The sequence below is a fragment of the Haloferax chudinovii genome (genome assembly GCF_042663345.1).
GTDB lineage: Archaea > Halobacteriota > Halobacteria > Halobacteriales > Haloferacaceae > Haloferax > Haloferax chudinovii.
On record NZ_JBHTAB010000004.1, the window covers coordinates 180,186 to 199,682 of the forward strand.

The window sequence follows — 19,497 nt, forward strand, 5'->3', positions numbered from 1 at the left end:
CGCTCGTATCAGAAACCGTAGGAAAAAAGACCGGAGCCGGAGCAGGTTCAGTCCTGCGTAATCTTCCGCCACACGTCGTCGAGTTTGTTCTTCACCTCCGGGCGCTCGGTCACGCTGACGGCGTAGTCGTCGCCCTCGAAGCGGACGACTATCTCATCGACTTCGCGGCGGTAGACGTTCGTCCGTCGGTGTTCGTCGGAGAGAACCCGGTCGTGTAGTTCGAGGAGACCTGCGGCCGTCAGTTCCTCGATCCGGCGATAACAGGTCGCGATGGGGATATCCAACATCTCGCTGAACTCCTGTGCCGAGTGAGGCTCGTCCGCGGCACGGAGGATATCCGGGTTGTATTCGTTCCCCAGCGCGGAGAGGGTCCTGTCAGACTCCATAGATAGAGGTTCATCAGTACGCGCCGCTTGTCAATGTGTTGGTTGTCTATCTGCCACGTTCTCAGTCGTAGTAGTGAGATCGTCACGCGCGGTGGCGATGGGATTATATGCCACGGCACCGAGCATTCGCCGATGGACGACGAGGACGAACGTCCTCCCACTCACCCAGAGGAACAGGGGGTCGTCGGGACAGACGAACTCGATATCAGCCGCGACGAGCACGTCGCGGCGCTGGACACGGGTCGGTACGTTATCTCGACGGGGGAAAACAGGCCACCAACACCGGTCGACGACGCGGCCGGTGGCGGGAGTGGCCCCTCCGACTCTGACTCCGACTCCGACGAGGCCGCCCACCCCGATACGGAGGCGGCTGGTGACGACGACGAGAAAGACGCGGGCACCAGCGCACCCGAGCTCGTCCTCCCGAAAGACCCGAAAAAACGGGCCGTGCTCGCCCGCCGTCTGCTCGCGGAGCGCGTCGGGGCGGTCCGCGCGGACCATGCGCTCGTCACTACCGCGCTCGTCGACGGCGAGGTCGCCCGACACGAGACCGTCTCCGACGACGTGACCGAAGTCGTCCACTCGTTTCTCTCGTGGTACGCCGAGGCCGTCGGTAGCGCCGACACGCCGCCCGACGAGGTGCTCGGTATCCTGCTTTTAGCCTCGGAGGTTCAGGTCACCTACCCCAGTCGGGCCGTCGAGGCGCTCGCGGCCGCGAACGGACTCGGCCGCGACGACAGCATCGGTGACCTCCTCGACGCCGTCGAAGAGACGGGGGCTTCCTTCCCACCACGTCAACGCTGACGACGGTGACACGCTCTGTGAGCGCTCTCCGAGAATCGGCGTCGACACGGCGTGACGTGGGCGATTGACGCCTCAGATTCCGTATCAGCCTTGATAATGGGGAGGAAGGGTTTATGGTGTGATTTTCGGAAATCTGGAGGTATGGCAAGCAAGGTACTGGTCGTAGACGACTCCGCGTTCATGCGGAATCTCCTCAAACAGCTCCTCGAGGGTGAACACGAAGTCGTCGGCGAGGCCGAAAACGGGGTCGAAGCGGTGGAACTCTACCGCGAACTCGAACCCGATGTCGTCACGATGGACGTCGTGATGCCGATTCGAAACGGCATCGAAGCGACGTCCGAGATCAAGTCGCTCGACGCCGGCGCATCGGTCATCATGTGCACGTCGGTCGGACAGGAAGAGAAGATGCGCGAAGCGGTCGAGGCGGGGGCCGACGGCTACATCACGAAACCGTTCCAGAAGCCGAACGTGCTCCAGGCCATCGCCGACGTGATTCAGGCAGAGGCATGAATCTCGACGTCCGGTCGCTTCGCACGTTCAGTCGGCTCGCTCACTCGGGTGCGGAGAAAGCCGCGGACTCTCTGACCACGCTCGCGGGCATCGACACGTACGTCAACGTCACCAAAGTCGAGCTCGGGACGAAGTCGGACGTGGAAAACGAGTTCGCCGAACGCGACCTCGTGAGCGTCCACATCGGCTTTTCGGGTGGCTTGGACGGCCACACCGTGTTGGCGTTCTCGCCCGAGTCCGCAGAGCGGTTGGTCGACGCGTTGATGCCGGGCATCGACGCCACCGACGCCGAGGGCGAACTCGCCGAGAGTAGCCTCAAGGAAGTCGCGAACATCATGCTCGGCGGCTTCATCGACGGCTGGGCCGACTACCTCGACACCACCGTCGACATCACGACGCCGACCTACGTCGACGACGAGAACGACGGGCCGCTCGACCACATCGAGGCCGAGGGGTTCGAAAACGGCGGCGACGACGAGCACGTCCTCGTCTTCCGCAACCAGTTGGAGGCCGCGGACAACGCTATCGAGTTCGACCTGTACATGGTGCCGACCGCCTCCTCCATCGAGACCATCGTCGAGGCGAGCGGCGAGGACGGCGCGCTCCCGGTCGAGTCGTTCGCCGCCTTCTCCGAGATGATAAACGACGGCGCGAATCAGGCCTCGGAGGACATCACGGCGATGACGGGCATCGACACGACCGTCGAGGTGAGCCGGCTGAGCTTCGTCCCCATCGAGGGGGTGCCGATGTCGTTGACAGACGCGGTCCGTCGCGGCGTCGTCTTAGAGTTCAGCGGAACGCCGAGCGGCTACATCGCCATCCTCTTCGACGAGCCGTCGGCGGAGAACATCGCCAGCAGTCTCCTGCCGGGCATGGAGGGCGACGAGGCGATGCGCCAGAGCGCGATTCAGGAGATCGGAAACATCACGACCTCCGGCTTCCTCGACGGCTGGGCCAACGCGCTCGAGACGACCATCGACATCTCGCCGCCGAAGCACGTCCACGACATCGGGTCAGCCATCATCGACCCGCTCGCGACGGACCTCGCGCAGTCTCAAGAGTACGCGTTCCTCATCGACTCGACCATCCGAACGGACGACGACGAGTTCACCTGCGACATCTACGCGCTCCCCGACGAGACGGAACTGCGCAAGGCGCTCAAGCAACTCTCGCCCGCCGCGTGAACCCTCCGTAGAGGTAACTCAATGCAAGTTTACACAACGGACACGCCCGCGGCCCGCTCCGGTCGAATTAAGGTCGGAATCGCCGACTTCGCCGTCTCCAGCGACGAGAGCACGCTGACGACGAGCGGTCTCGGCTCCTGTATCGGCGTCGCGCTGTACGACCCCGAGACGGGCATCTCCGGTCTCGCACACGCCATGCTCCCGAACGCGGACGACGACAGCGAGCCGGCGAAGTTCGTCGACACCAGCGTCGAACTCCTGCTCGCAGAGATGCGGGCGGTCGGCGCGGACACCGACCGAATCGTCGCCAAAATCGCCGGGGGGAGCACCATGTTCGACTTCACCTCGGCCGACGGCGACGGCAGTATCGGCGACCGAAACGTCGCGGCGACGCGAACAGCGCTCGCCGGGTTCGGTATCGACGTCGTCGCCGAGGACGTCGGCGGCTCCCACGGCCGCTCGTTGGAACTCGACAGCGAGACCGGCGACCTCCGCGTGCGGAGCGCGAAAAGCGGCACCCACGTTCTCTGAGTTGGTTTCTCTCTTCTCGGTGCGGTTGTGTCGAAACCGTGTTCCGCACGTTGCGTCGAAACCGTGTCCCGCATCCGAGTAGGCGACCGGAGACACCGAGGTCGGGTGAGGACGACGGATTTCGAGCGCCGAGACAGTAGGGTATCATTTGTGATAATGGTTCGAATAGATTTATGTCGCCTCCTTCGAATGCTTTCACCGAAACGGGACGACAACACGTGTGACACACCGGACAGCGCCCTGCGCTCTCCGCCGCCCTGAGTCAGGGGGACTCGGGGAGTCGTGCCGTCTTGAACGAGGTGACCTATGTACTTGGACCCGGACGAATACGACCCAGACGAACTCCGACGTATCGCGCGTGACGCCCCACGTCCCAGACGGAACGGCGACGGCCGGTTCGACGACAGTAGATTCGAGGATAGTCGGTACGACGACGGCCGGTTCGACGACCGGGGACCGTTCCGGTTCGACAACCCGCTTTTCGACCGGAGCCGACAGGAGGCGTCCGAGGCGCTCCGGTCGAGCCAGCTCGAACACCTGCTCGTCCACCAGTCCCGCGGCGAGGAAGACGGCGTCGAAAAGCCGTATCTCACCTCGCTCCCGGACAAGTACGGCGCAGAGCGCGTCGTCTTCGACTGGCTGGAGTTCCTCGTCCTCAAAGGCGGGTTCAAGCGGGCGATGGACGCCCTCCGGTACTACCAGACGGTCGACTGGGTCACGCCGGGCGTCGAGGAGACGCTCCGTGACTACCTCCTCGGCTTCTCCGCCGACGTCGACGAACCGACCGACCTCGACGTCGACGACCACCTGCTGAGCCTGGTCTACGTCGCCCGTCTCTCCTCGATGGTGTGACGCCGACCGCCGGGTCTCGAACACGGTCTCTCCTTGCGACAACCGAGTGAATTCCATGACTGCGCGAATCACCCCGCCGAGTCCGAATCGAGTTGATACCGTATGACGAACGACGCGGCCGCGGCCAACCGCGCCGGCGCGACGCGCGAGTCCGGCGAGCGCGACGTGCCGACGGCCATCGGCGTCAAGTTCGGGAGTTCCCGGACGGCGCTCGTCTTCGACGACTGCGACGCGGAGACGACGGTTTGCCTCCCTTCGTGTCTGGCCGATGACGACGACGGCGACGGCGCGCTCATCGGCGACGGGAGCGGCCCCAACGGCGAGAGACCGGTCGGACGGTCTCCCGAACGAGGCGAGTTCATGCTCCGCTCGGGCGTGCCCGCGACCGCCCGCGACGCCGAGTTGTTCGAGCGGTTCGTCCGCGAACTCTGCGAGCGACACGGCCTCCCCGCGGAGAGCGCCGTCGTGTACGCGATGCCGACTGTCGACGACAGAGTCGGCCTCGCGAACTTCGGGACCGCGGTCGGCGAGTGCGGTCTCGGTGCGGCGCTCACGCGCGGAGTCCCCGAATCGCTGTGCGCGTCGATTCCGCCGCTCGGCGACGGCATCGAGGCGGTCGACGAGGTCTTCGTCGCCGTCAACCTCGGTGCGACGAACCTCGAAGCGTGCGCGTACCGACACGGAACGCGGCTACTCCCGTTCGTCTCCGCGGACGCGTCCGGCGACCGCGTCGACCGGCGCATCGCCGAGGCGGTCGAAACCGAGACCGACGGGCGAGTGACTATCGACCCCGCAACCGCCCGCGAGTACAAGGAGGACCACGCCGACTTCGACGGGTTCGAACCCTTCGCCGACGCGGTCGAACAGGGGAGCGAGGGCACACGCGAGTTCACTGTCGAACGGGGTGTGATGGAACCGCTTGACGACTACCTCGACGACGCGGTCGCCGAGCTCGGCGACTTCTTCTCGCGGTTGGCGAGCTCGCACATGAAGACCTATCAGCTCGCTCGTGCCCGCCCGCTCGTCGTCTCCGGCGGGATGGCCTGCATCCCCGGACTGGTCGAAGCGCTCGAAGCGCGTCTCGCCGCGGAACTCGACCGGCCCGTCGAGATGGTCGCTCCCGACGACCCGACGACCGCCGCGGCCGAGGGCGCACACAGGCTCGCGGTGCGACTCCGGGACGCGGCCTGAACGCTCGGTGCTCCGGTCGTCTCGTTTTCTCGGTTCTCGGTTCCCGTTCTCCCCGTTCGTACGCGGCCCCACCGTTTCTGCGTACCTCCGCCCGTCGGTCAGTCCGTCTCTGACTCGCTTGTCACCGTGCCGTCGTCGCTGACGGAGGCCGCGCGGTCGGCGCTCCGGAGGCCGACGACTGCGACGGTCCCCCGTGGCTCGTTTTCAGCGAACCGGAGCCGGCCGTTCGAGCGGTCGATTATCCACTGGACCAGCCAGAGGCCGAGCCCGCTTATGTGCTGGAGCGGCGTTTCGGTTCCCGATTCGAGGACGGACAACTCGGCGTCGGGGACGCCCGGTCCGTTGTCGGCGATTCGAATCTCGACGTAGTCGGTCGAGGTCTGACTCCGCTCGACGGTGACCGAGACCTCCGGGATGACGCGGTCGTTGTGTTCGAGCGCGTTGTCGATGAGGTGCTTGAGCGCCGACTCGATGAGGTCGTCCGCGGAGACCCACATCTCCTCGGGCAGGTTCCGATGGACGATTGCCTCGGGGTAGTCGGACTCGACGTCGTCCAACTGCGTCTCGATGCGCTCGACCACCTCGACGGGTTCGAGGCCGGACGACTCGCGGGTGAGCGTCGTGTCGATGTGCCGGGTCTGCTCGCCGAGTTCGACCAGCGACGACGCCTTCCGCTTTATCGTCCGGGCGTGGTCTTTCGACTCGGCGGGGATGCGCTCGTCGAGGAGGAGGTCGGCGTGGCCGAGGATGACGTTCATGTCGTTTCTGAGGTCGTGCCGAAGGACGCGGTTCAACACCCGGAGGCGCTGTTCGTAGCGGTGCCGACTCGCCACGTCCCGCGAGTTCAACACGACACCGCCGACGGCGGGGTCGTCGAGGAGGTTCACGCCCACCGTCTCGAACCGCCGCCACGTGCCGTTCTTGTGGCGGATTCTGAACTCCGCGAGCACGGGCGAGTCGCCGGTGATGACTTCGTCGAGCGAGTCGGCGACCCGGTCTCTGTCTTTGGGGTGGACGAGGTCGAGCACCGACTCGCCGACGAGCGCCTCGGTCCGATAGCCGAGCACCTCCGTCATCGAGGGACTCGTGTAGGTCCGTTCGCCGTCCGCGTCGAGGACGGTGATGACGTCTCGCGAGTTCTCGATGAGCGCGCGGAACTCCTCTTCGGTGCGGCGGCGCTCCGTCACGTCGTAGAAGAGGAGCAAGCGCGCCCGGTCGTGCGTCCGGTCGCCGAGAGACTCGGCGCGGACCTCGAAATACCGACAGCTATCGCCGTCCTCGACGACCGCTTCGGCTCTGTCGCGGCCCTCCAGCACCGTCCGAACCTCGGCCGGGACGCGGACGCTTTCGAGGACGGACTCGCCGATGCAGTTGGCGACCGGTCGCGCCAGCAGTTCCGAGGCGGCACCGTTCGATTCGACGATTCGGTCCTGTTCGTCGAGGACGACGACGGCGTCGCGCATCTCCGAGAGAATCGCGTCGCGGGCGATGGGCGTGATGTCGAACAGCTGGTGTCTGAAGAGCGCCCAGAGCACGACGACCGAGCTGACGCCGACCGAGGCGGGAACGGGGTTGATTCGGAACGGGAAGAAGAACTCGCCGCCGAGCGCGGCGAGGGGAATCGCGCCGGCGACGAAGAGAAACCCGGCCTGTCGCCGGTGGATGTTCGAACTCTTGAGGTAGGTCCGTGCGATGACACTCACTCCGGTGACGGCGACGCCGAACCCGTACACGGCGTGTGCGACGAGCGCGAGGTCCGGACCGAACGGACCGAGGAAGTCCGCGCCGGAGACGGCGAATCGGTCCGGTTTCGCGGCCCGCCAGGGGTCGAGCGGCGACCCGAACAGTCCGTGCGAGGCGTTCGTCAACTTGAGGGCGATAGCGACGGCGGGTTCGACGGCCAGAAAGCCGAGCATCTGCGAGGAGAGCAGTTGGTCCTCGCCGGCATAGACGAGCGTGAAGACGAGCCATATCGTGGGGAGCACGGCCGCGCCGACCCACGCCAACTGCGCGTAGAACAGCTCGCTGGCCGGCGTCACCGCGAGGAAGACGAAGCCGTACGCGGTCGCCCAGATGCTCGCTGAGAGCGTCAAGAGCGCAAAGGGGAGACGGACGCGCCGGGAGTAGAGCCGGAACCGACCGAGAACGACGAGCGTCACGGCACCTGCGAGGATGCCCGCGGCGAACAGCGCGTACGCGTGCGGAGACTGTCCGACGCTGGTCATGAGTAGGTCGTGGCTCGCATCTGTGGCTCTCTTGGAACGGTTCTTTCCGATGACTGTCACATCGGATCGATATCAAACGTGTAGCTGGTTCGGAACTTAAGGAGTTCGCTCTGTCTATCAATACTGATACCGGCACGATTCCCCGAAGCGGTCTCATACGGCTCGGCCACGTGCTAGCGTTCCATCTTCTACTCGCCCGTCATCCGATTATCAATCGACCAGTTCGGACGACTCCATCGGCCCGCCGGACCACGGACCTGTCACGATTCGGACGCTCGCCCGAACGCTTAATTCGGCTGGACGCACACGCAGGAATAGATGCCGCGCGAGTCACGTCACCCCGCCGACGCCGACGGCCCGACCGGGTCGAGGCCCCGTCACGGGACCGGCGACCAATCGTTCGACTGGGCGGACCCGCCAACGAACCGGACGTGGCGCGACGTGGCCCACGAGCGCCTCCTCGCGACGACCGCGGCGGTCACCTCGGACGGCGAACCGTTCCTCGACGACGTTCCGCGGACCCCGCGGGCCGAGCGCGTGCTCCTCGACTGGTGTGTCCACCTCGTCGAGCGACTCGGCGGGCGCGGCGCGCTGGAGATGGTGTCGTACTACCGGGACATCGGCTGGATCGGCGACGGGGCCCACGACGCGATTCGCGAGCGCGTCGTCTCGTTTACGGTGCCCGCGGACTTCGAAGACGCGCCGACCGAAGAAGACCACGTCCGCAGTTTCTCGTACGTCGCCCGACTGTCGGCGATGGCCGAGGCGGACTGAGTTTCGGTCGGCCCCGAATACCCCTCAGAGGCCGAGTTCGCGGCCGATGATGAGGTGTTGAATCTCGCTCGTCCCCTCGCCGATCTCCATGAGTTTCGCGTCGCGATAGAACCGCTGGGGGGCGAAGTCGGTCGTGTAGCCGTAGCCGCCGAGCACCTGCACCGCGTCTTCCGCGACCTCGCGGGCGGCCTCCGAGGCGTCGAGTTTCGCCAGCGCGGACTCCCGGCTGACCCGCTCGCCGGCGTCGTACCGCGTCGCGGCCTTGTGGGTGAGCAGGCGCGCCCGCTCGGTCTTGCGGTGCATCGAGACGAGTTTGTCGCGGATGGCGTCGAACTTCGCAATCGGCCGGTCGAACTGCTCGCGCTCTTGGGCGTACGATTTGGCGTGGCCGTACGCGCCCTCGGCGAGCCCGACCGAGAGCGCCGCAATGGAGATGCGGCCGCCGTCGAGGGTCTTCATCGTCTGCGTCCAGCCCTCGCCTTCCTCGCCGAGCAGGCGGTCTTCCGGCACCCAGCAGTCGTCGAACGAGAGCTCGCAGGTCGGCGAGCTGTTGAGTCCCATCTTGTCCCACTCGGTCGTCACCTCGAAGCCGTCGTCGCTCTCGGGGTCGACGATGAACGTCGAGATACCGTCGTAGCCCGCGCCGGGGTCCGTCACGGCCTTCACGAGGACCGAGCCGGCGACGCTCGCGTTCGTGATGAACTGCTTCGTGCCGTCGATGACGTAGCCGTCACCGTCCGTTTTCGCGACCGTGTCCATGTCGCTGGCGTCGCTCCCGGAACCGGGCTCTGTGAGCGCCCACCCGCCGAGGTGCTCGCCGGTCGCCAGCGGCGTGAGCCAGCGCTCTTTCTGCTCGTCGGTGCCGAACAGTTCGATGGGCTTCGACCCGAGGCTGACGTGGGCGGCGTACGACAGGCCGATACCACCCGAGACGCGGCCGAGTTCCTCGACGACGAGCGCGTACATCAACTGGTCGCCGCCGAGGCCGCCGTACGCCTCGTCGATGGGGACGCCCATCACGTCCAACTCGGCCAACTGGTCGAATATCTCCGCGGGGAATCGGTGTTCGTCCTCGATGTCCTGCGCGATGGGCGCGATTTCTTCCTCGCAGAACTCGCGGACGGTGTCCCGAATCATCCGGTGTTCGGCCGGGATGTCGAAGTCCATGCGGCAAACTATCGCCGTGTCGGACATAAACTAATCGAACGACCATGAAAGATGGGTGCGGTGGAGGCGAACGCGGCGGGCCGCTCCGGGGCGCTCCCACCGCGTGGGAATGGACGTTCGGGTCTTTTTGCGCCGCGACCCGAGACGCTCGTATGTACTCTCACATCCTCTTTCCGACCGACGGAAGCGACTGCGCGGACGCCGCTTTGGACCACGCGCTCGAACACGCCCGCACCTACGACGCGACGCTCGTCGCGCTCTACGTCGCGGACGTGCGCGAGGTCGGCTACGCCGCACCCGCGCTCTCGCTCGAACGGGTCCGCGAGGCGCTCCTCGACAGTGGCGAACAGGTGGTAGACCGCGTCACCGAGAGGGCCCGAGAGGCCGGCGTCGAGGTCGAGACCGCCGTCAGCGAGGGCACGCCGGCGAGCGAGATTATCCGCCACGCCGACGAGCGGGACGTCGACCTCGTGGTGATGGGTACCCACGGCCGTAGCGGCATCGACCGCTACCTCATCGGGAGCGTCGCCGAACGGGTCGTCCGCGGCTCCGACGCGCCCGTGTTGACCGTCCGACAGGACTCGACGTAGGCCCACGAGGTTAAGCCGCCCCTCGTCTTACGGGGGTGCATGGACCTCCGTCGGCTCGTCCGCGGCCGCCTCGGGTGGCCGCGTCTGGAGACGGTCGCCCGCGAACTCGCCCGGCGATACGACCGCGACAGCCTCCACATCCGATTTCTCGAGGCGGACAACTGGCTTTCGACCCCGATGGTCGTCGACGACGAGTGGTTCGTGAAAGTCATCTCCAAACAGAACTCGCTCGTCCACGCCGTCTTCACCACCGGGCGGAACCTCGGCGCGTTCTCCAGCGGGACGGAGGGCTTTTTCGGCCACTTCGGAACGCCGCTGGAGATGGCCGAACACGAACTCGCCGCGACGAAGCGACTCCGCGACATCGGCCTGCAAGCGCCCGCGCCGGTCGAGGCGTTCGAAGTGGACGGTCTCGGCGTCCTCGTCCTCGAATACCTGCCGAACTTCCACACCCTCGACACCGCCGCGCGGGAGGAGGTCTCGCGGCTCGCGCCAGAGCTGTTCGCGGCGCTCTCGGAGATGCACGACAACCACCTCGCTCACGGCGACCTCAGGGCCGAGAACGTCCTCGTCCGCGAGGACGGCATCTACTTCATCGACGCGACGAACGTCAACGACGAGGGGATGCGCGACGCCCGCGCGTACGACCTCGCCTGCGGGCTGGCCGCGCTCGAACCGCTCGTCGGCCCCAAGCGTGCGGTCGCCGCGGCGCTCGACTCCTACGAGACGGACGCGCTGTTGGACGCCGTCGACTTCCTCGACTTCGTCAACATCCGCCCCGACCACGACTTCGACGCCGCGGCGCTCAAAGGCGAAATCGAGAAACACGCGGTGTAGTCGGCAACGAGCTGTCGGAAACCCGCGGGACGTGGGGCCGACCCCCGCGCTACTCGCCCTCGTAGTCCGCGCCGCCCATGTAGAGCCGCGAGACTTCGGGGTCGTCGAGAAGGCCGTCTGCGTCGCCCTCGTAGGCGACGGTCCCCTGGTCGAGGACGTAGCCGCGGTCGGAGATGCCGAGCCCCTCGCGGGCGTTCTGCTCGACCATCAGGACCGCCGTCCCGAGTTCGTTCACCGTCTTCACGTCCTCGAACACCGACTGGACGATGTTGGGCGCGAGGCCCGCCGACGGCTCGTCGATGAGGAGCACTTCGGGCTCCATCACGAGCGCGCGGGCGAACGCGAGCACCTGCCGCTGGCCGCCCGAGAGCGTCCGCGCCTTCGCAGAGCGCTTCTCGTCGAGAATCGAGAACTGGTCGTACAGCTCGTCGATTCGGGCCTGCAGGCCCTCGGAGCGGGCGACGCCGCCCATCTTGAGGTTCTCGTCGATGGTGAGAGACGAAAAGACGTTGTCCACCTGCGGGACGTAACCCATCCCGACGCGGACGAGGTCCTCCGGCTCCTCGCCGGTGATGTCCCGCCCGCTCAGTTCGACCGAGCCGGTCCACGGCTTGAGGAGGCCGAACACCGTCTTGAGGACGGTCGACTTCCCCGCGCCGTTCGGCCCGATGATGCAGACGATTTCGTCCGATTCGAGGTGGAGCGTCAGGTCGCGGAGGACCTGCACCTCGCCGTAGCCGCTGTCGACGCCGGCGACGTCGAGTGCGCGGTTGGTCACGGGCCGGCCCCCCCGAGGTACGCCTCGATGACGCGGTCGTCAGCGCGGACTTCGTCGGGCGAGCCCTCCATGAGCACCTTCCCTTGGTCGAGAACGATGATGGGGTCTGCGAGGTCCATGATAAACGGCATGTCGTGTTCGATGATGAGGAAGGTCTGGCCCTCCTCGTTGAGTTCGCGGATGAACCGCTTGATGTCGTTCGCGAGCGTCGGGTTGACGCCGGCGACCGGCTCGTCCAACAGCAGGATGTCGGGGTTCGTCGTGAACGCCCGCGCGAGCTCGACGAGCTTCATCTGCCCGCCGGAGAGGTCGGTCGACGGCTGGTCGATGAGATGCCCGATTTCGAACCGTTCGAGCAACTCGCGCGTCTGTTCGATGTTCGTCCGCTCCTCTTCGGTCACGTCGGAGCCGGAGAAGAAAAGCGAGAAGATGGACTCGCCTTTCTGCGGGCCGGGGCCGACGAGCATCGCCTCGCGGACGGACATCCCCTCCAGCCGCCGGGGCGTCTGGAAGGTCCGAACGAGCCCCTTTCGGGCGCGCTCATGCGGTTCGAGGTCGGTCACCTCCTCGCCGTTGACGGTGACGTGGCCGGCGTCGTTCTCGTAGAAGCCGGAGATGAGGTTGAACAGCGTGGACTTCCCCGCGCCGTTCGGCCCGATCATTCCGGTGATGGTCCCGCGGTCGACCTCGATGGAGACGCTGTCGGTGGCGACGAGGCCGCCGAACGCCTTCTCCAGGTCGGTCGTCTTCAGAACGACGTCAGACTTCCCGAGGTGCGCACCCTCGTAGGCGTCGTCGTTCATCGGTCGTCACCCCCGTTCGAGGCGGTGCCGCCGTCTGAGGCGGCACCCGAGGCGGGCGCGCCGTCGGCACCGCTCCCGTCCCGCGCCGCCGGCCAGATGAGTTCGTCCTTCGGCGGCAGGAGTCCGTCCTGCCGGAAGCGCATGATGAGAATGATGAGCCCGCCGACGAACAGCAGTCGAAGCGGGGCCAAGTCGATGCCGAGCGTCTGGATGAACCCGATGTCGTTGAGGAAGCGGGTCCCCTCGCGGATGGCGATGACGACGGCCGCGCCGACGACCGCCCCGCGGTTCGACCCGGTCCCGCCGAGGATGACGGCGATCCAGATGTAGAACGTCGTCAGGGGGACGAGGTCAGAGGGGTCGATGTAGAGGTTCAAGTGAGCGTAGAACGCCCCGGCGACGGCCATGATGACCGAGCCGATGACGAACGCCTGCATCTTGAACCGGTAGGTGTCCTTGCCGAGCGCCTTCGCGAGGTCCTCGTCGGACCGGATGGTCCGGAGGACGCGGCCCCACGGCGACCGGTGGACGCGCCGGAGGAACAGGTAGACGACCGCGATGAGGACGACCACGATTGCGGCCGTCGTCGCGGCGTCCGTCAGCGGGAGCCACGACATGAGGTTCGGGATGCCGCTGATACCGCTCGATCCGGCGGTCCACTGGCGCTCGTTGAGGATGATGGCGCGGATGACCTCGGCCAGTCCGAGGCTGGCGATGGCGAGGTAGTCCTCGCGCAGGCGGAGCGTCGGGATGCCGATGAGCACCGCGATGAACGCGCTCACGACGATTGCCGCGAGGAACCCGAACACCGGGTGGAGTCCGAGTCCGAGCGGGGAGTTCGGCGCGGTCAACAGCGCGGCGCAGTACGCGCCGATACCCCAGAAGGCGGCGACGGAGAAGTTGATGAGCCCGGCGTAGCCCCACTGGACGTTGAGTCCGAGCGAGAGCAGGGCGTACATCCCGACGAGCGCGATTTGGAACAGGAGGAACCGCGGCCCGATGACGCCGGCGAAGACGCCGCCGACGAGCAACACGGTGATGAGTCCGAGCGTGGCGAAGATGCGCCGCTCTGTCGCGTCGCGGACGAACGTCTCGCTCACCCACGAGGAGACGGCGCTCATCCGCTCTCACCCGCGATTCCGCTCGGGCGAACGAGCAGGATGGCGACCATGATGACGAACGCGACCGCGGCGGCGTACCGGGACCCGACCGGGATGACGCCCCACTGGTTGAAAAGCGGGACCAGCTCGTGGACCATCCCGATGACGAGGCCGCCGAGCATCGCGCCGTAGACGGAGCCGATGCCGCCGAGGATGACCGCGGCGAAGACGATGAGCAGGATGTCGAAGCCCATCCGCGGGCGGACGAGTTCCTCCAGTCCGAGGAAGACGCCACCGGCCGCGGCGAGCGCGCCGCCGATGAGCCACATGGCGAGGATGACCTCGCTGGTCCGAATCCCGCTGACCCGCGCGAGGTCCGCGTTGTCGGCGGTCGCGCGCATCTTCCGGCCGAGGGTCGTCCGCGTCAGCGTCAGGTGCAGCGCCGCCACGAGGACGACGGTGAGCGTCACGACGACGAGGTTGCGCGGCGTGACCGCGATGCCGAGCGACTCGCGGACCCACGGAATCGGTCCCTGTCTGGGGACGCCGTAGCGCTCGGCCTCGGTACCGAACGACAGGAAGACGAGCGCGCGATAGACGAGCGCGACCCCGATACTGGAGATGAGCAGGCCGATGGAGTCGGACCCCTTCACCGGTTGGTAGATGACGCGGTCGGTGATGACGGAGATGACCGCCGCCGCCCCCATGCCGAACGCGAGGGCGAGAAAGAACCAAAGCGGCAGGCCGAACACGCCCGCGTCGCCCAGCATCGGTCGGAGGAAGCCGACCGAGAACAGCGCGGAGAACGCCCCCACGGTCATGAGGTCGCCGTGGGCGAAGTTCGCGAAGTCCGCGATGCTGTAGACGAGCGACAGCCCGATGGCCGCGAGGACGATGATGCTCGAAAACACCACGCCGTTCGCGACGTACTGGAAGGGGCTGATCTGGAGCGGTATCACGGCTCGGGAACCCTCCCGGCGGTCGTTCGGCGTCCGTTCCGTGCGTGCATGGTTAGCTCGTGATGTAGTCGCCGAAGACGTACTCGTGGTCCTCGACGTTGTAAATCTGGTAGTAGCCCGGCGGGTCGCCGTTCTCGTCGAGGTCGACCGGACCGCTGACACCCTGATAGTTGATGTCGCTCGGCGAGCCGCCGTCGCGCAGGACGGCCGCGGCCTCCTCGAAGTTGAAGACCTCCTCGCCCTCGGGGCGGGTCACGTCGCGGACGACCGACGAAAGCGCCTCGCCGGTGAACTCGTCGGCCGCCTCGATTGCGAGCGCCGCGACGGTCACGGCGTCGTAGGCGTACGCCGACCAGACCGTCGGCGTCGCGTCGTAGTTCTCCTCGAACGCGGCGACGAAGTTCTGGTAGTTCTCCTGGTCCTGCGGGGCGCTCTCGGTGATGCCCTTCATCCCGTCCATACTGCCCGCGGGCGTGTTCTCGATGATGGAGTCGGCGACGGTGGACTCCGCGCCGTAGTAGTCCACGGACGTGTTGTAGCCCTGGTCGAAGCCCTCGTTGACCATGACGGTGTACTCGTTCGCGTACGTGAGGAAAATCCACGCCGAGGCGTCGGTCGATGCCATTTCGGTGAGGATACCGCTGTACGACGACTGGCCCTGGTCGTGGGGCTCGTTGTAGGCGACCGTGCCGCCGAGTTCGGACTCGAACGTCTCGGCGAACACGTCGGACAGCCCCGTCCCGTAGTCGTTGTTGATCCACGTGACGGCGACGGTGTCGTGGCCGTCGTCGCTGACGAGGCCGGCGAGCGCTTGCCCCTTCGCGGCCCCCGAGGGGCTCATGCGGAGCAGTTCCGGCCGCGTCGTGAGTTCGGGACTCGTGCTGTTCTGGCTGATTTGGACGACGCCGGCGTCGTTGGTGACGCTGTCGTGGATGGCGATGGAGACGCCCGAGCCGACAGAGCCGATGAGGAGCGGGACGCCGTCTTGGTTGACGAGTTTCTGTGCGCCGTTGACGCCGCCTTGGTTCGTACTCTCGTCGTCCTCGACGGAGATGTTCAGGGACGCGCCCTCGGAGCCGATTCCGACCTCGTTGACTGCGGCGAGCCCGAGTTCGCGGCCGCGGGTGTTGCGCTCGCCGTATGGGGCGAGCGACCCGGTGAGGGAGTCGACCATGCCGATAGTGTACGACGACCCGCTACCGCCGCTTTCCTCGGTGGCCGTGGTGGTCTCTTCGCCGCCGCCACCGCCGCTCTCCGCGGTGGTCGTCGCCGCGGTGGTCCCTTCTTCTTCTTCCCCTTCGAGACAGCCGGCGGTCGCTCCGACGAGCGAGAGACCCGACAGCTTCAGCAGCGTTCTGCGGTCCATGTCGTGTGGTGACATAACAAGCAATGCTCTCCAGCTATCGTAAATATACCTGTAACCGCCCATGGTCGGGGCGGAGAAATCCGACGGACGGAACGAACGTTCATAGATTATTTCAGTAATATTTTTCAGAATGATTTGGTAGGGTCGCTCTTTAGGGTACGTGTCTCACAATAGCGGGACGTGATACCCCCCATCGCGAACAACTTCGTGGCGGGCGAGACGGCCGACGGTGCAGTCTCGCACGTCGAGTCGCTGAACCGCGACGGTATCGCGGGGATACTGAACCTGCTCGGCGAGCACTACACCGACCGAGCGGACGCCGACGCCGACGCCGACGAGTACGTCGACCTCGTCCGCCAACTGGGCGCGACGAACCTCGACGGCTGTGTCTCGGTGAAGCCCTCACAGATCGGCCTCGACGTCGGCGACCGCGCCTTCCGGGAGAACCTCGACCGCATCGTCGACGCCGCGGACGCCGAGGACGTGTTCGTCTGGGTCGACATGGAGGACCACGAGACGACCGACGTGACCCTCGACGCCGTCGACGACCTCGGCCACCGGACGGGCGGGAACGTCGGCGTCTGCGTGCAGGCGAACCTCAAACGGACGCCCGACGACCTCGAACGCCTCGCCGACGTGCCGGGGAAAGTCCGTCTCGTCAAGGGCGCGTACAACGAGCCTGCGTCCATCGCGTACAAAGAGAAGTCGAAGGTCGACGAAGTGTACGAAGAGCTCCTCGAACAGATGTTCACCGAGTTCGACGACGGCGTCGCGGTCGGCAGTCACGACCCGCACATGATCGCGCACGCCCGCCGCCTCCACGAGCGGTACGGGACGCCCTACGAGGTGCAGATGCTCATGGGCGTGCGCGAGGACGGTCAGCGCGACCTCGCGGCCGCCGACATCGAGACGTGGCAGTACGTCCCCTACGGAGACAAGTGGTTCTCCTACTTCTACCGACGCGTCCGCGAGCGGAAGTCGAACGCGCTGTTCGCGCTCCGGGCCGTCGCCGGCATCTGAGCCGGGACTGGTATCCCGATTCGTCCCGCGCTACTGCGGGTCGAGCAGTTTCGATTCCGCCTTGCGCAGGTGTTCGAGGAGCGTCGTCTTCGAGATGTCCATCTCGGCGGCGAGTTCGCGGGTCGACACCTCGCGGGGCCAGCGGTAGTATCCTTCTTCGCGCGCGAGTTCGAACGCCTGCCGCTGGCTCCGGGTGAGCGTGTCGAGTCGCCGACTGCGCTCCGGTTCCGCGCCCTCGGACGTGGAGATGGAGGCGACGCGAATCTCCGCGCCGGTCTCGTCCATGATGGTCTCGATGCGGGGCTGTATCTCCTCGCGTACGCCGGCGAACCAGACCTCCCACCGCTCTCGCCCGTTTTCTATCCGCGTGGGGGCGCTGTGGACAAACCCCTGCTTGAGTAGCTCCGGGCACATCATGTCGCTCGGGTCGTACTCCAAGAAGAACTCGCGGGCGACCGGCCCGGGCGCGACGTGCTTCCCGCGGGAGTCGAACCGCTCTTGGAGTTCCAACACCTCGCCCGTGAGATTCGAGTCGGCGATGACGTCGAGGAGCGTCTCGACTTCCTCGAGCGACTCGCCGTAGGCGGTGAACAGCCCGTTCGACCGCTCGACGCCCGCGGTGGGGGCGTCGTAGATGGCGTGCGCGAGGATGCCGCCGTCGTACTCGCTGGTCGATTCGATGGCCCAACAGTTCGGATGCCACAGGTCGAGCGTGAGACGCGTGCCTTCACCTGCCGTGCGCTCGCTCATACACCGGGTAACACGTCGCTACGTAAGATGTTGTCTGTGGTCACTCGGGGGCGGGTCGGCGCGCCGGCCCGAGCGCGTCCCTTCCATGGGAGGGTCCGGGGTTATTAATCCCAGTTACGAGTCTAGAGTCATATGGCGCAGGACGAATATCGACACTACATCGACGGCGAGTGGACGGACGGAACAGGCGACGAGACGTTCGAGAGCACGAACCCCGCGACGGGCGAGTCGCTGGGGACGTTCCGACGCGGCACCCCCGAGGACATCGACGCCGCGGCCGCCGCGGCCGACGAGGCCTACGAGGAGTGGCGCGAACTCTCGCACATCGACCGCGCGGAGTACCTCTGGGACATCTACCACGAACTGCGCGACCGGACCGAAGAGCTCGGGGAAGTCGTCACCAAAGAGTGCGGCAAAGAGATTTCCGAGGGCCGCGCCGACGTCATCGAGGCGTACCACATGGTCGAGTGGGCCGCGGGCGACGCCCGCCACCCCAAAGGCGACGTGATTCCCTCCGAGATTCCCGCCAAGGACGCCTACATGCGCCGCAAGCCCCGCGGCGTCGTCGGCTGTATCACCCCGTGGAACTTCCCCGTCGCCATCCCCTTCTGGCACATGGCCGTCGCGCTCGTCGAGGGCAACACCGTCGTCTGGAAGCCCGCCGAGCAGACGCCGTGGTGCGGCCAGATTATCGCCGAGATGTTCGAAGACGCCGGCATCCCCGACGGCGTGTTCAACATGGTGCAGGGCTTCGGCGACGCCGGCGCGAGCATCGTCGACGACGACCGGGTCGACTCCGTGCTCTTTACCGGCTCCGCCGAGGTCGGCCACGAGGTCGCCAGCAAGGTGGCCCAACAGCCCGGCAAGCTCGCCGCCTGCGAGATGGGCGGCAAGAACAACATCGTCATCACCGAGAAGGCGGACCTCGACATCGCGGTCCACTCCGCGACGATGTCGTCGTTCAAGACCACCGGTCAGCGCTGTGTTTCCTCCGAGCGAATCGTCGTCCACGAGGACGTCTACGACGAGTTCAAGGAGCGCTTCGTCGAGAACGCGAAGAACGTCTCGGTGGGCGACCCGCTCCGCGAGGACACGTTCATGGGCCCCCTCATCGAGGAGGGCCACAAGGAGAAGGTCACGAACTACAACGAACTCGCGGAGAAGGAGGGCGTGAACGTCCTCGTCGACCGGACCGAACTCGACGCCGACGAGATTCCCGAGGGCCACGAGGCGGGCAACTGGGTCGGGCCGTTCGTCTACGAGGCTGACCCGCACGACGACCTCCGCTGTACCCACGAGGAGGTCTTCGGTCCCCACGTCGCCCTGCTGAAGTACTCCGGCGACATCGAGGACGCCGTCGAGATTCAAAACGACACCGACTACGGGCTGGCCGGTGCCGTCATCTCCGAGGACTACCGGCAGATTAACTACTTCCGGGACAACGCCGAGGTCGGCCTCGCCTACGGAAACCTCCCGTGTATCGGCGCGGAAGTCCACCTCCCGTTCGGCGGCGTGAAGAAATCCGGCAACGGCTACCCCTCGGCCCGCGAAATCATCGAGGCCGTCACCGAGCGCACCGCGTGGACGCTCAACAACTCCAAGGAGATTCGCATGGCGCAGGGTCTCTCCGCCGACATCAAAACCAAAGAAGACGAGTAAGGTCGGTCACC

Annotated in this window: 20 protein-coding genes; 11 read left to right on the forward strand and 9 right to left on the reverse strand. The window is 66.3% G+C overall.

Annotated features, from left to right (window positions below; translation table 11 throughout):
• Positions 1-47: 47 nt before the first annotated feature.
• A complete protein-coding gene (locus ACFQI8_RS10100) occupies positions 48-386 on the reverse strand; it encodes an ArsR/SmtB family transcription factor (RefSeq protein WP_390244386.1) in 339 nt (112 codons plus the stop codon).
• 132 nt (positions 387-518) lie between these two features.
• Here ACFQI8_RS10100 and ACFQI8_RS10105 point away from each other — a divergent pair, with 132 nt between their 5' ends.
• The 6 genes from ACFQI8_RS10105 to ACFQI8_RS10130 all read left to right on the forward strand — a co-directional run bounded on the left by ACFQI8_RS10105 (position 519) and on the right by ACFQI8_RS10130 (position 5,458).
• Positions 519-1,190: a DUF7500 family protein gene (locus ACFQI8_RS10105; RefSeq protein WP_390244388.1), complete on the forward strand. Its 672-nt coding sequence runs from the start codon at positions 519-521 to the stop codon at positions 1,188-1,190.
• Positions 1,191-1,331: 141 nt separating this feature from the next.
• Positions 1,332-1,700, forward strand: coding sequence for a chemotaxis protein CheY (gene cheY, locus ACFQI8_RS10110; protein WP_004043735.1), 369 nt, complete (start codon positions 1,332-1,334; stop codon positions 1,698-1,700).
• Positions 1,697-2,884, forward strand: a complete 1,188-nt coding sequence (locus tag ACFQI8_RS10115; protein WP_390244391.1) for a chemotaxis protein CheC — start codon at positions 1,697-1,699, stop codon at positions 2,882-2,884. The genes cheY and ACFQI8_RS10115 overlap by 4 nt, the downstream gene beginning before the upstream one ends.
• 21 nt (positions 2,885-2,905) lie before the next feature.
• Positions 2,906-3,415 carry a chemotaxis protein CheD gene (locus ACFQI8_RS10120; RefSeq protein WP_390244393.1) on the forward strand — a complete coding sequence of 170 codons (510 nt, stop codon included), beginning with the start codon at positions 2,906-2,908 and terminating at the stop codon, positions 3,413-3,415.
• A 306-nt stretch (positions 3,416-3,721) separates the two neighbouring features.
• Complete coding sequence (locus ACFQI8_RS10125; protein ID WP_390244395.1) at positions 3,722-4,267, forward strand: FlaD/FlaE family flagellar protein; 546 nt, start codon at positions 3,722-3,724, stop codon at positions 4,265-4,267.
• A 102-nt stretch (positions 4,268-4,369) separates the two neighbouring features.
• Positions 4,370-5,458, forward strand: a complete 1,089-nt coding sequence (locus ACFQI8_RS10130) for a hypothetical protein (RefSeq protein WP_390244397.1) — start codon at positions 4,370-4,372, stop codon at positions 5,456-5,458.
• A 98-nt stretch (positions 5,459-5,556) separates the two neighbouring features.
• Here ACFQI8_RS10130 and ACFQI8_RS10135 read toward each other — a convergent pair whose 3' ends face one another.
• A complete protein-coding gene (locus ACFQI8_RS10135; RefSeq protein ID WP_390244399.1) occupies positions 5,557-7,683 on the reverse strand; it encodes a histidine kinase N-terminal 7TM domain-containing protein in 2,127 nt (708 codons plus the stop codon).
• A gap of 318 nt (positions 7,684-8,001) precedes the next feature.
• Between ACFQI8_RS10135 and ACFQI8_RS10140 the strand changes: the two genes are divergently transcribed.
• Entirely contained in the window at positions 8,002-8,457 is a 456-nt protein-coding gene (locus ACFQI8_RS10140) for a FlaD/FlaE family flagellar protein (protein ID WP_390244401.1), read from the forward strand.
• A gap of 24 nt (positions 8,458-8,481) precedes the next feature.
• Here ACFQI8_RS10140 and ACFQI8_RS10145 read toward each other — a convergent pair whose 3' ends face one another.
• Entirely contained in the window at positions 8,482-9,624 is a 1,143-nt protein-coding gene (locus tag ACFQI8_RS10145) for an acyl-CoA dehydrogenase family protein (RefSeq protein WP_390244403.1), read from the reverse strand.
• 152 nt (positions 9,625-9,776) lie between these two features.
• Here ACFQI8_RS10145 and ACFQI8_RS10150 point away from each other — a divergent pair, with 152 nt between their 5' ends.
• Complete coding sequence (locus ACFQI8_RS10150; RefSeq protein WP_390244405.1) at positions 9,777-10,214, forward strand: universal stress protein; 438 nt, start codon at positions 9,777-9,779, stop codon at positions 10,212-10,214.
• A gap of 39 nt (positions 10,215-10,253) precedes the next feature.
• Positions 10,254-11,051: an RIO1 family regulatory kinase/ATPase domain-containing protein gene (locus ACFQI8_RS10155; protein WP_390244407.1), complete on the forward strand. Its 798-nt coding sequence runs from the start codon at positions 10,254-10,256 to the stop codon at positions 11,049-11,051.
• 49 nt (positions 11,052-11,100) lie between these two features.
• On the opposite strand, the gene ACFQI8_RS10160 is transcribed toward ACFQI8_RS10155, so the two are convergent.
• Genes ACFQI8_RS10160 through ACFQI8_RS10180 form a run of 5 tightly spaced genes read right to left on the reverse strand, consistent with a single transcriptional unit; the run spans position 11,101 to position 16,057 of the window.
• Complete coding sequence (locus ACFQI8_RS10160; RefSeq protein WP_390244409.1) at positions 11,101-11,829, reverse strand: ABC transporter ATP-binding protein; 729 nt, start codon at positions 11,827-11,829, stop codon at positions 11,101-11,103.
• The gene (locus ACFQI8_RS10165; protein WP_390244411.1) at positions 11,826-12,632 is read right to left on the reverse strand and encodes an ABC transporter ATP-binding protein; all 807 of its coding nucleotides are present in this window, start codon (positions 12,630-12,632) and stop codon (positions 11,826-11,828) included. Before ACFQI8_RS10165 ends, ACFQI8_RS10160 begins: the two co-directional genes overlap by 4 nt.
• Entirely contained in the window at positions 12,629-13,753 is a 1,125-nt protein-coding gene (locus ACFQI8_RS10170; RefSeq protein ID WP_390244413.1) for a branched-chain amino acid ABC transporter permease, read from the reverse strand. Before ACFQI8_RS10170 ends, ACFQI8_RS10165 begins: the two co-directional genes overlap by 4 nt.
• Positions 13,750-14,691, reverse strand: coding sequence for a branched-chain amino acid ABC transporter permease (locus ACFQI8_RS10175; RefSeq protein ID WP_390244415.1), 942 nt, complete (start codon positions 14,689-14,691; stop codon positions 13,750-13,752). Before ACFQI8_RS10175 ends, ACFQI8_RS10170 begins: the two co-directional genes overlap by 4 nt.
• 52 nt (positions 14,692-14,743) lie before the next feature.
• On the reverse strand, positions 14,744-16,057 hold the full coding sequence (locus ACFQI8_RS10180) for an ABC transporter substrate-binding protein (RefSeq protein WP_390244417.1): 1,314 nt from the start codon (positions 16,055-16,057) through the stop codon (positions 14,744-14,746).
• 180 nt (positions 16,058-16,237) lie between these two features.
• On the opposite strand from ACFQI8_RS10180, the gene ACFQI8_RS10185 reads away from it, so the two are divergent.
• Positions 16,238-17,077 carry a proline dehydrogenase family protein gene (locus tag ACFQI8_RS10185; protein ID WP_390244419.1) on the forward strand — a complete coding sequence of 280 codons (840 nt, stop codon included), beginning with the start codon at positions 16,238-16,240 and terminating at the stop codon, positions 17,075-17,077.
• A gap of 30 nt (positions 17,078-17,107) precedes the next feature.
• Here ACFQI8_RS10185 and ACFQI8_RS10190 read toward each other — a convergent pair whose 3' ends face one another.
• Positions 17,108-17,827 (reverse strand): helix-turn-helix domain-containing protein, encoded by a 720-nt coding sequence (locus ACFQI8_RS10190; RefSeq protein ID WP_390244421.1) that lies wholly within the window; start codon positions 17,825-17,827, stop codon positions 17,108-17,110.
• A gap of 132 nt (positions 17,828-17,959) precedes the next feature.
• Between ACFQI8_RS10190 and ACFQI8_RS10195 the strand changes: the two genes are divergently transcribed.
• On the forward strand, positions 17,960-19,486 hold the full coding sequence (locus ACFQI8_RS10195) for an aldehyde dehydrogenase family protein (RefSeq protein WP_390244423.1): 1,527 nt from the start codon (positions 17,960-17,962) through the stop codon (positions 19,484-19,486).
• The last annotated feature ends 11 nt before the right edge of the window (positions 19,487-19,497 follow it).

Excerpts from the sequence above, each read along its gene's own strand:
- ACFQI8_RS10105 (WP_390244388.1), top strand. The coding sequence starts at position 519 with ATGGACGACGAGGACGAACGTCCTCCCACTCACCCAGAGGAACAGGGG.
- ACFQI8_RS10100 (WP_390244386.1), bottom strand. The coding sequence starts at position 386 with ATGGAGTCTGACAGGACCCTCTCCGCGCTGGGGAACGAATACAACCCG.
- ACFQI8_RS10155 (WP_390244407.1), top strand. The coding sequence starts at position 10,254 with ATGGACCTCCGTCGGCTCGTCCGCGGCCGCCTCGGGTGGCCGCGTCTG.
- ACFQI8_RS10130 (WP_390244397.1), top strand. The coding sequence starts at position 4,370 with ATGACGAACGACGCGGCCGCGGCCAACCGCGCCGGCGCGACGCGCGAG.
- ACFQI8_RS10115 (WP_390244391.1), top strand. The coding sequence starts at position 1,697 with ATGAATCTCGACGTCCGGTCGCTTCGCACGTTCAGTCGGCTCGCTCAC.
- ACFQI8_RS10150 (WP_390244405.1), top strand. The coding sequence starts at position 9,777 with ATGTACTCTCACATCCTCTTTCCGACCGACGGAAGCGACTGCGCGGAC.
- ACFQI8_RS10165 (WP_390244411.1), bottom strand. The coding sequence starts at position 12,632 with ATGAACGACGACGCCTACGAGGGTGCGCACCTCGGGAAGTCTGACGTC.
- ACFQI8_RS10190 (WP_390244421.1), bottom strand. The coding sequence starts at position 17,827 with ATGAGCGAGCGCACGGCAGGTGAAGGCACGCGTCTCACGCTCGACCTG.
- ACFQI8_RS10195 (WP_390244423.1), top strand. The coding sequence starts at position 17,960 with ATGGCGCAGGACGAATATCGACACTACATCGACGGCGAGTGGACGGAC.
- ACFQI8_RS10145 (WP_390244403.1), bottom strand. The coding sequence starts at position 9,624 with ATGGACTTCGACATCCCGGCCGAACACCGGATGATTCGGGACACCGTC.
- cheY (WP_004043735.1), top strand. The coding sequence starts at position 1,332 with ATGGCAAGCAAGGTACTGGTCGTAGACGACTCCGCGTTCATGCGGAAT.
- ACFQI8_RS10170 (WP_390244413.1), bottom strand. The coding sequence starts at position 13,753 with ATGAGCGCCGTCTCCTCGTGGGTGAGCGAGACGTTCGTCCGCGACGCG.
- ACFQI8_RS10125 (WP_390244395.1), top strand. The coding sequence starts at position 3,722 with ATGTACTTGGACCCGGACGAATACGACCCAGACGAACTCCGACGTATC.
- ACFQI8_RS10135 (WP_390244399.1), bottom strand. The coding sequence starts at position 7,683 with ATGACCAGCGTCGGACAGTCTCCGCACGCGTACGCGCTGTTCGCCGCG.
- ACFQI8_RS10180 (WP_390244417.1), bottom strand. The coding sequence starts at position 16,057 with ATGGACCGCAGAACGCTGCTGAAGCTGTCGGGTCTCTCGCTCGTCGGA.
- ACFQI8_RS10120 (WP_390244393.1), top strand. The coding sequence starts at position 2,906 with ATGCAAGTTTACACAACGGACACGCCCGCGGCCCGCTCCGGTCGAATT.
- ACFQI8_RS10140 (WP_390244401.1), top strand. The coding sequence starts at position 8,002 with ATGCCGCGCGAGTCACGTCACCCCGCCGACGCCGACGGCCCGACCGGG.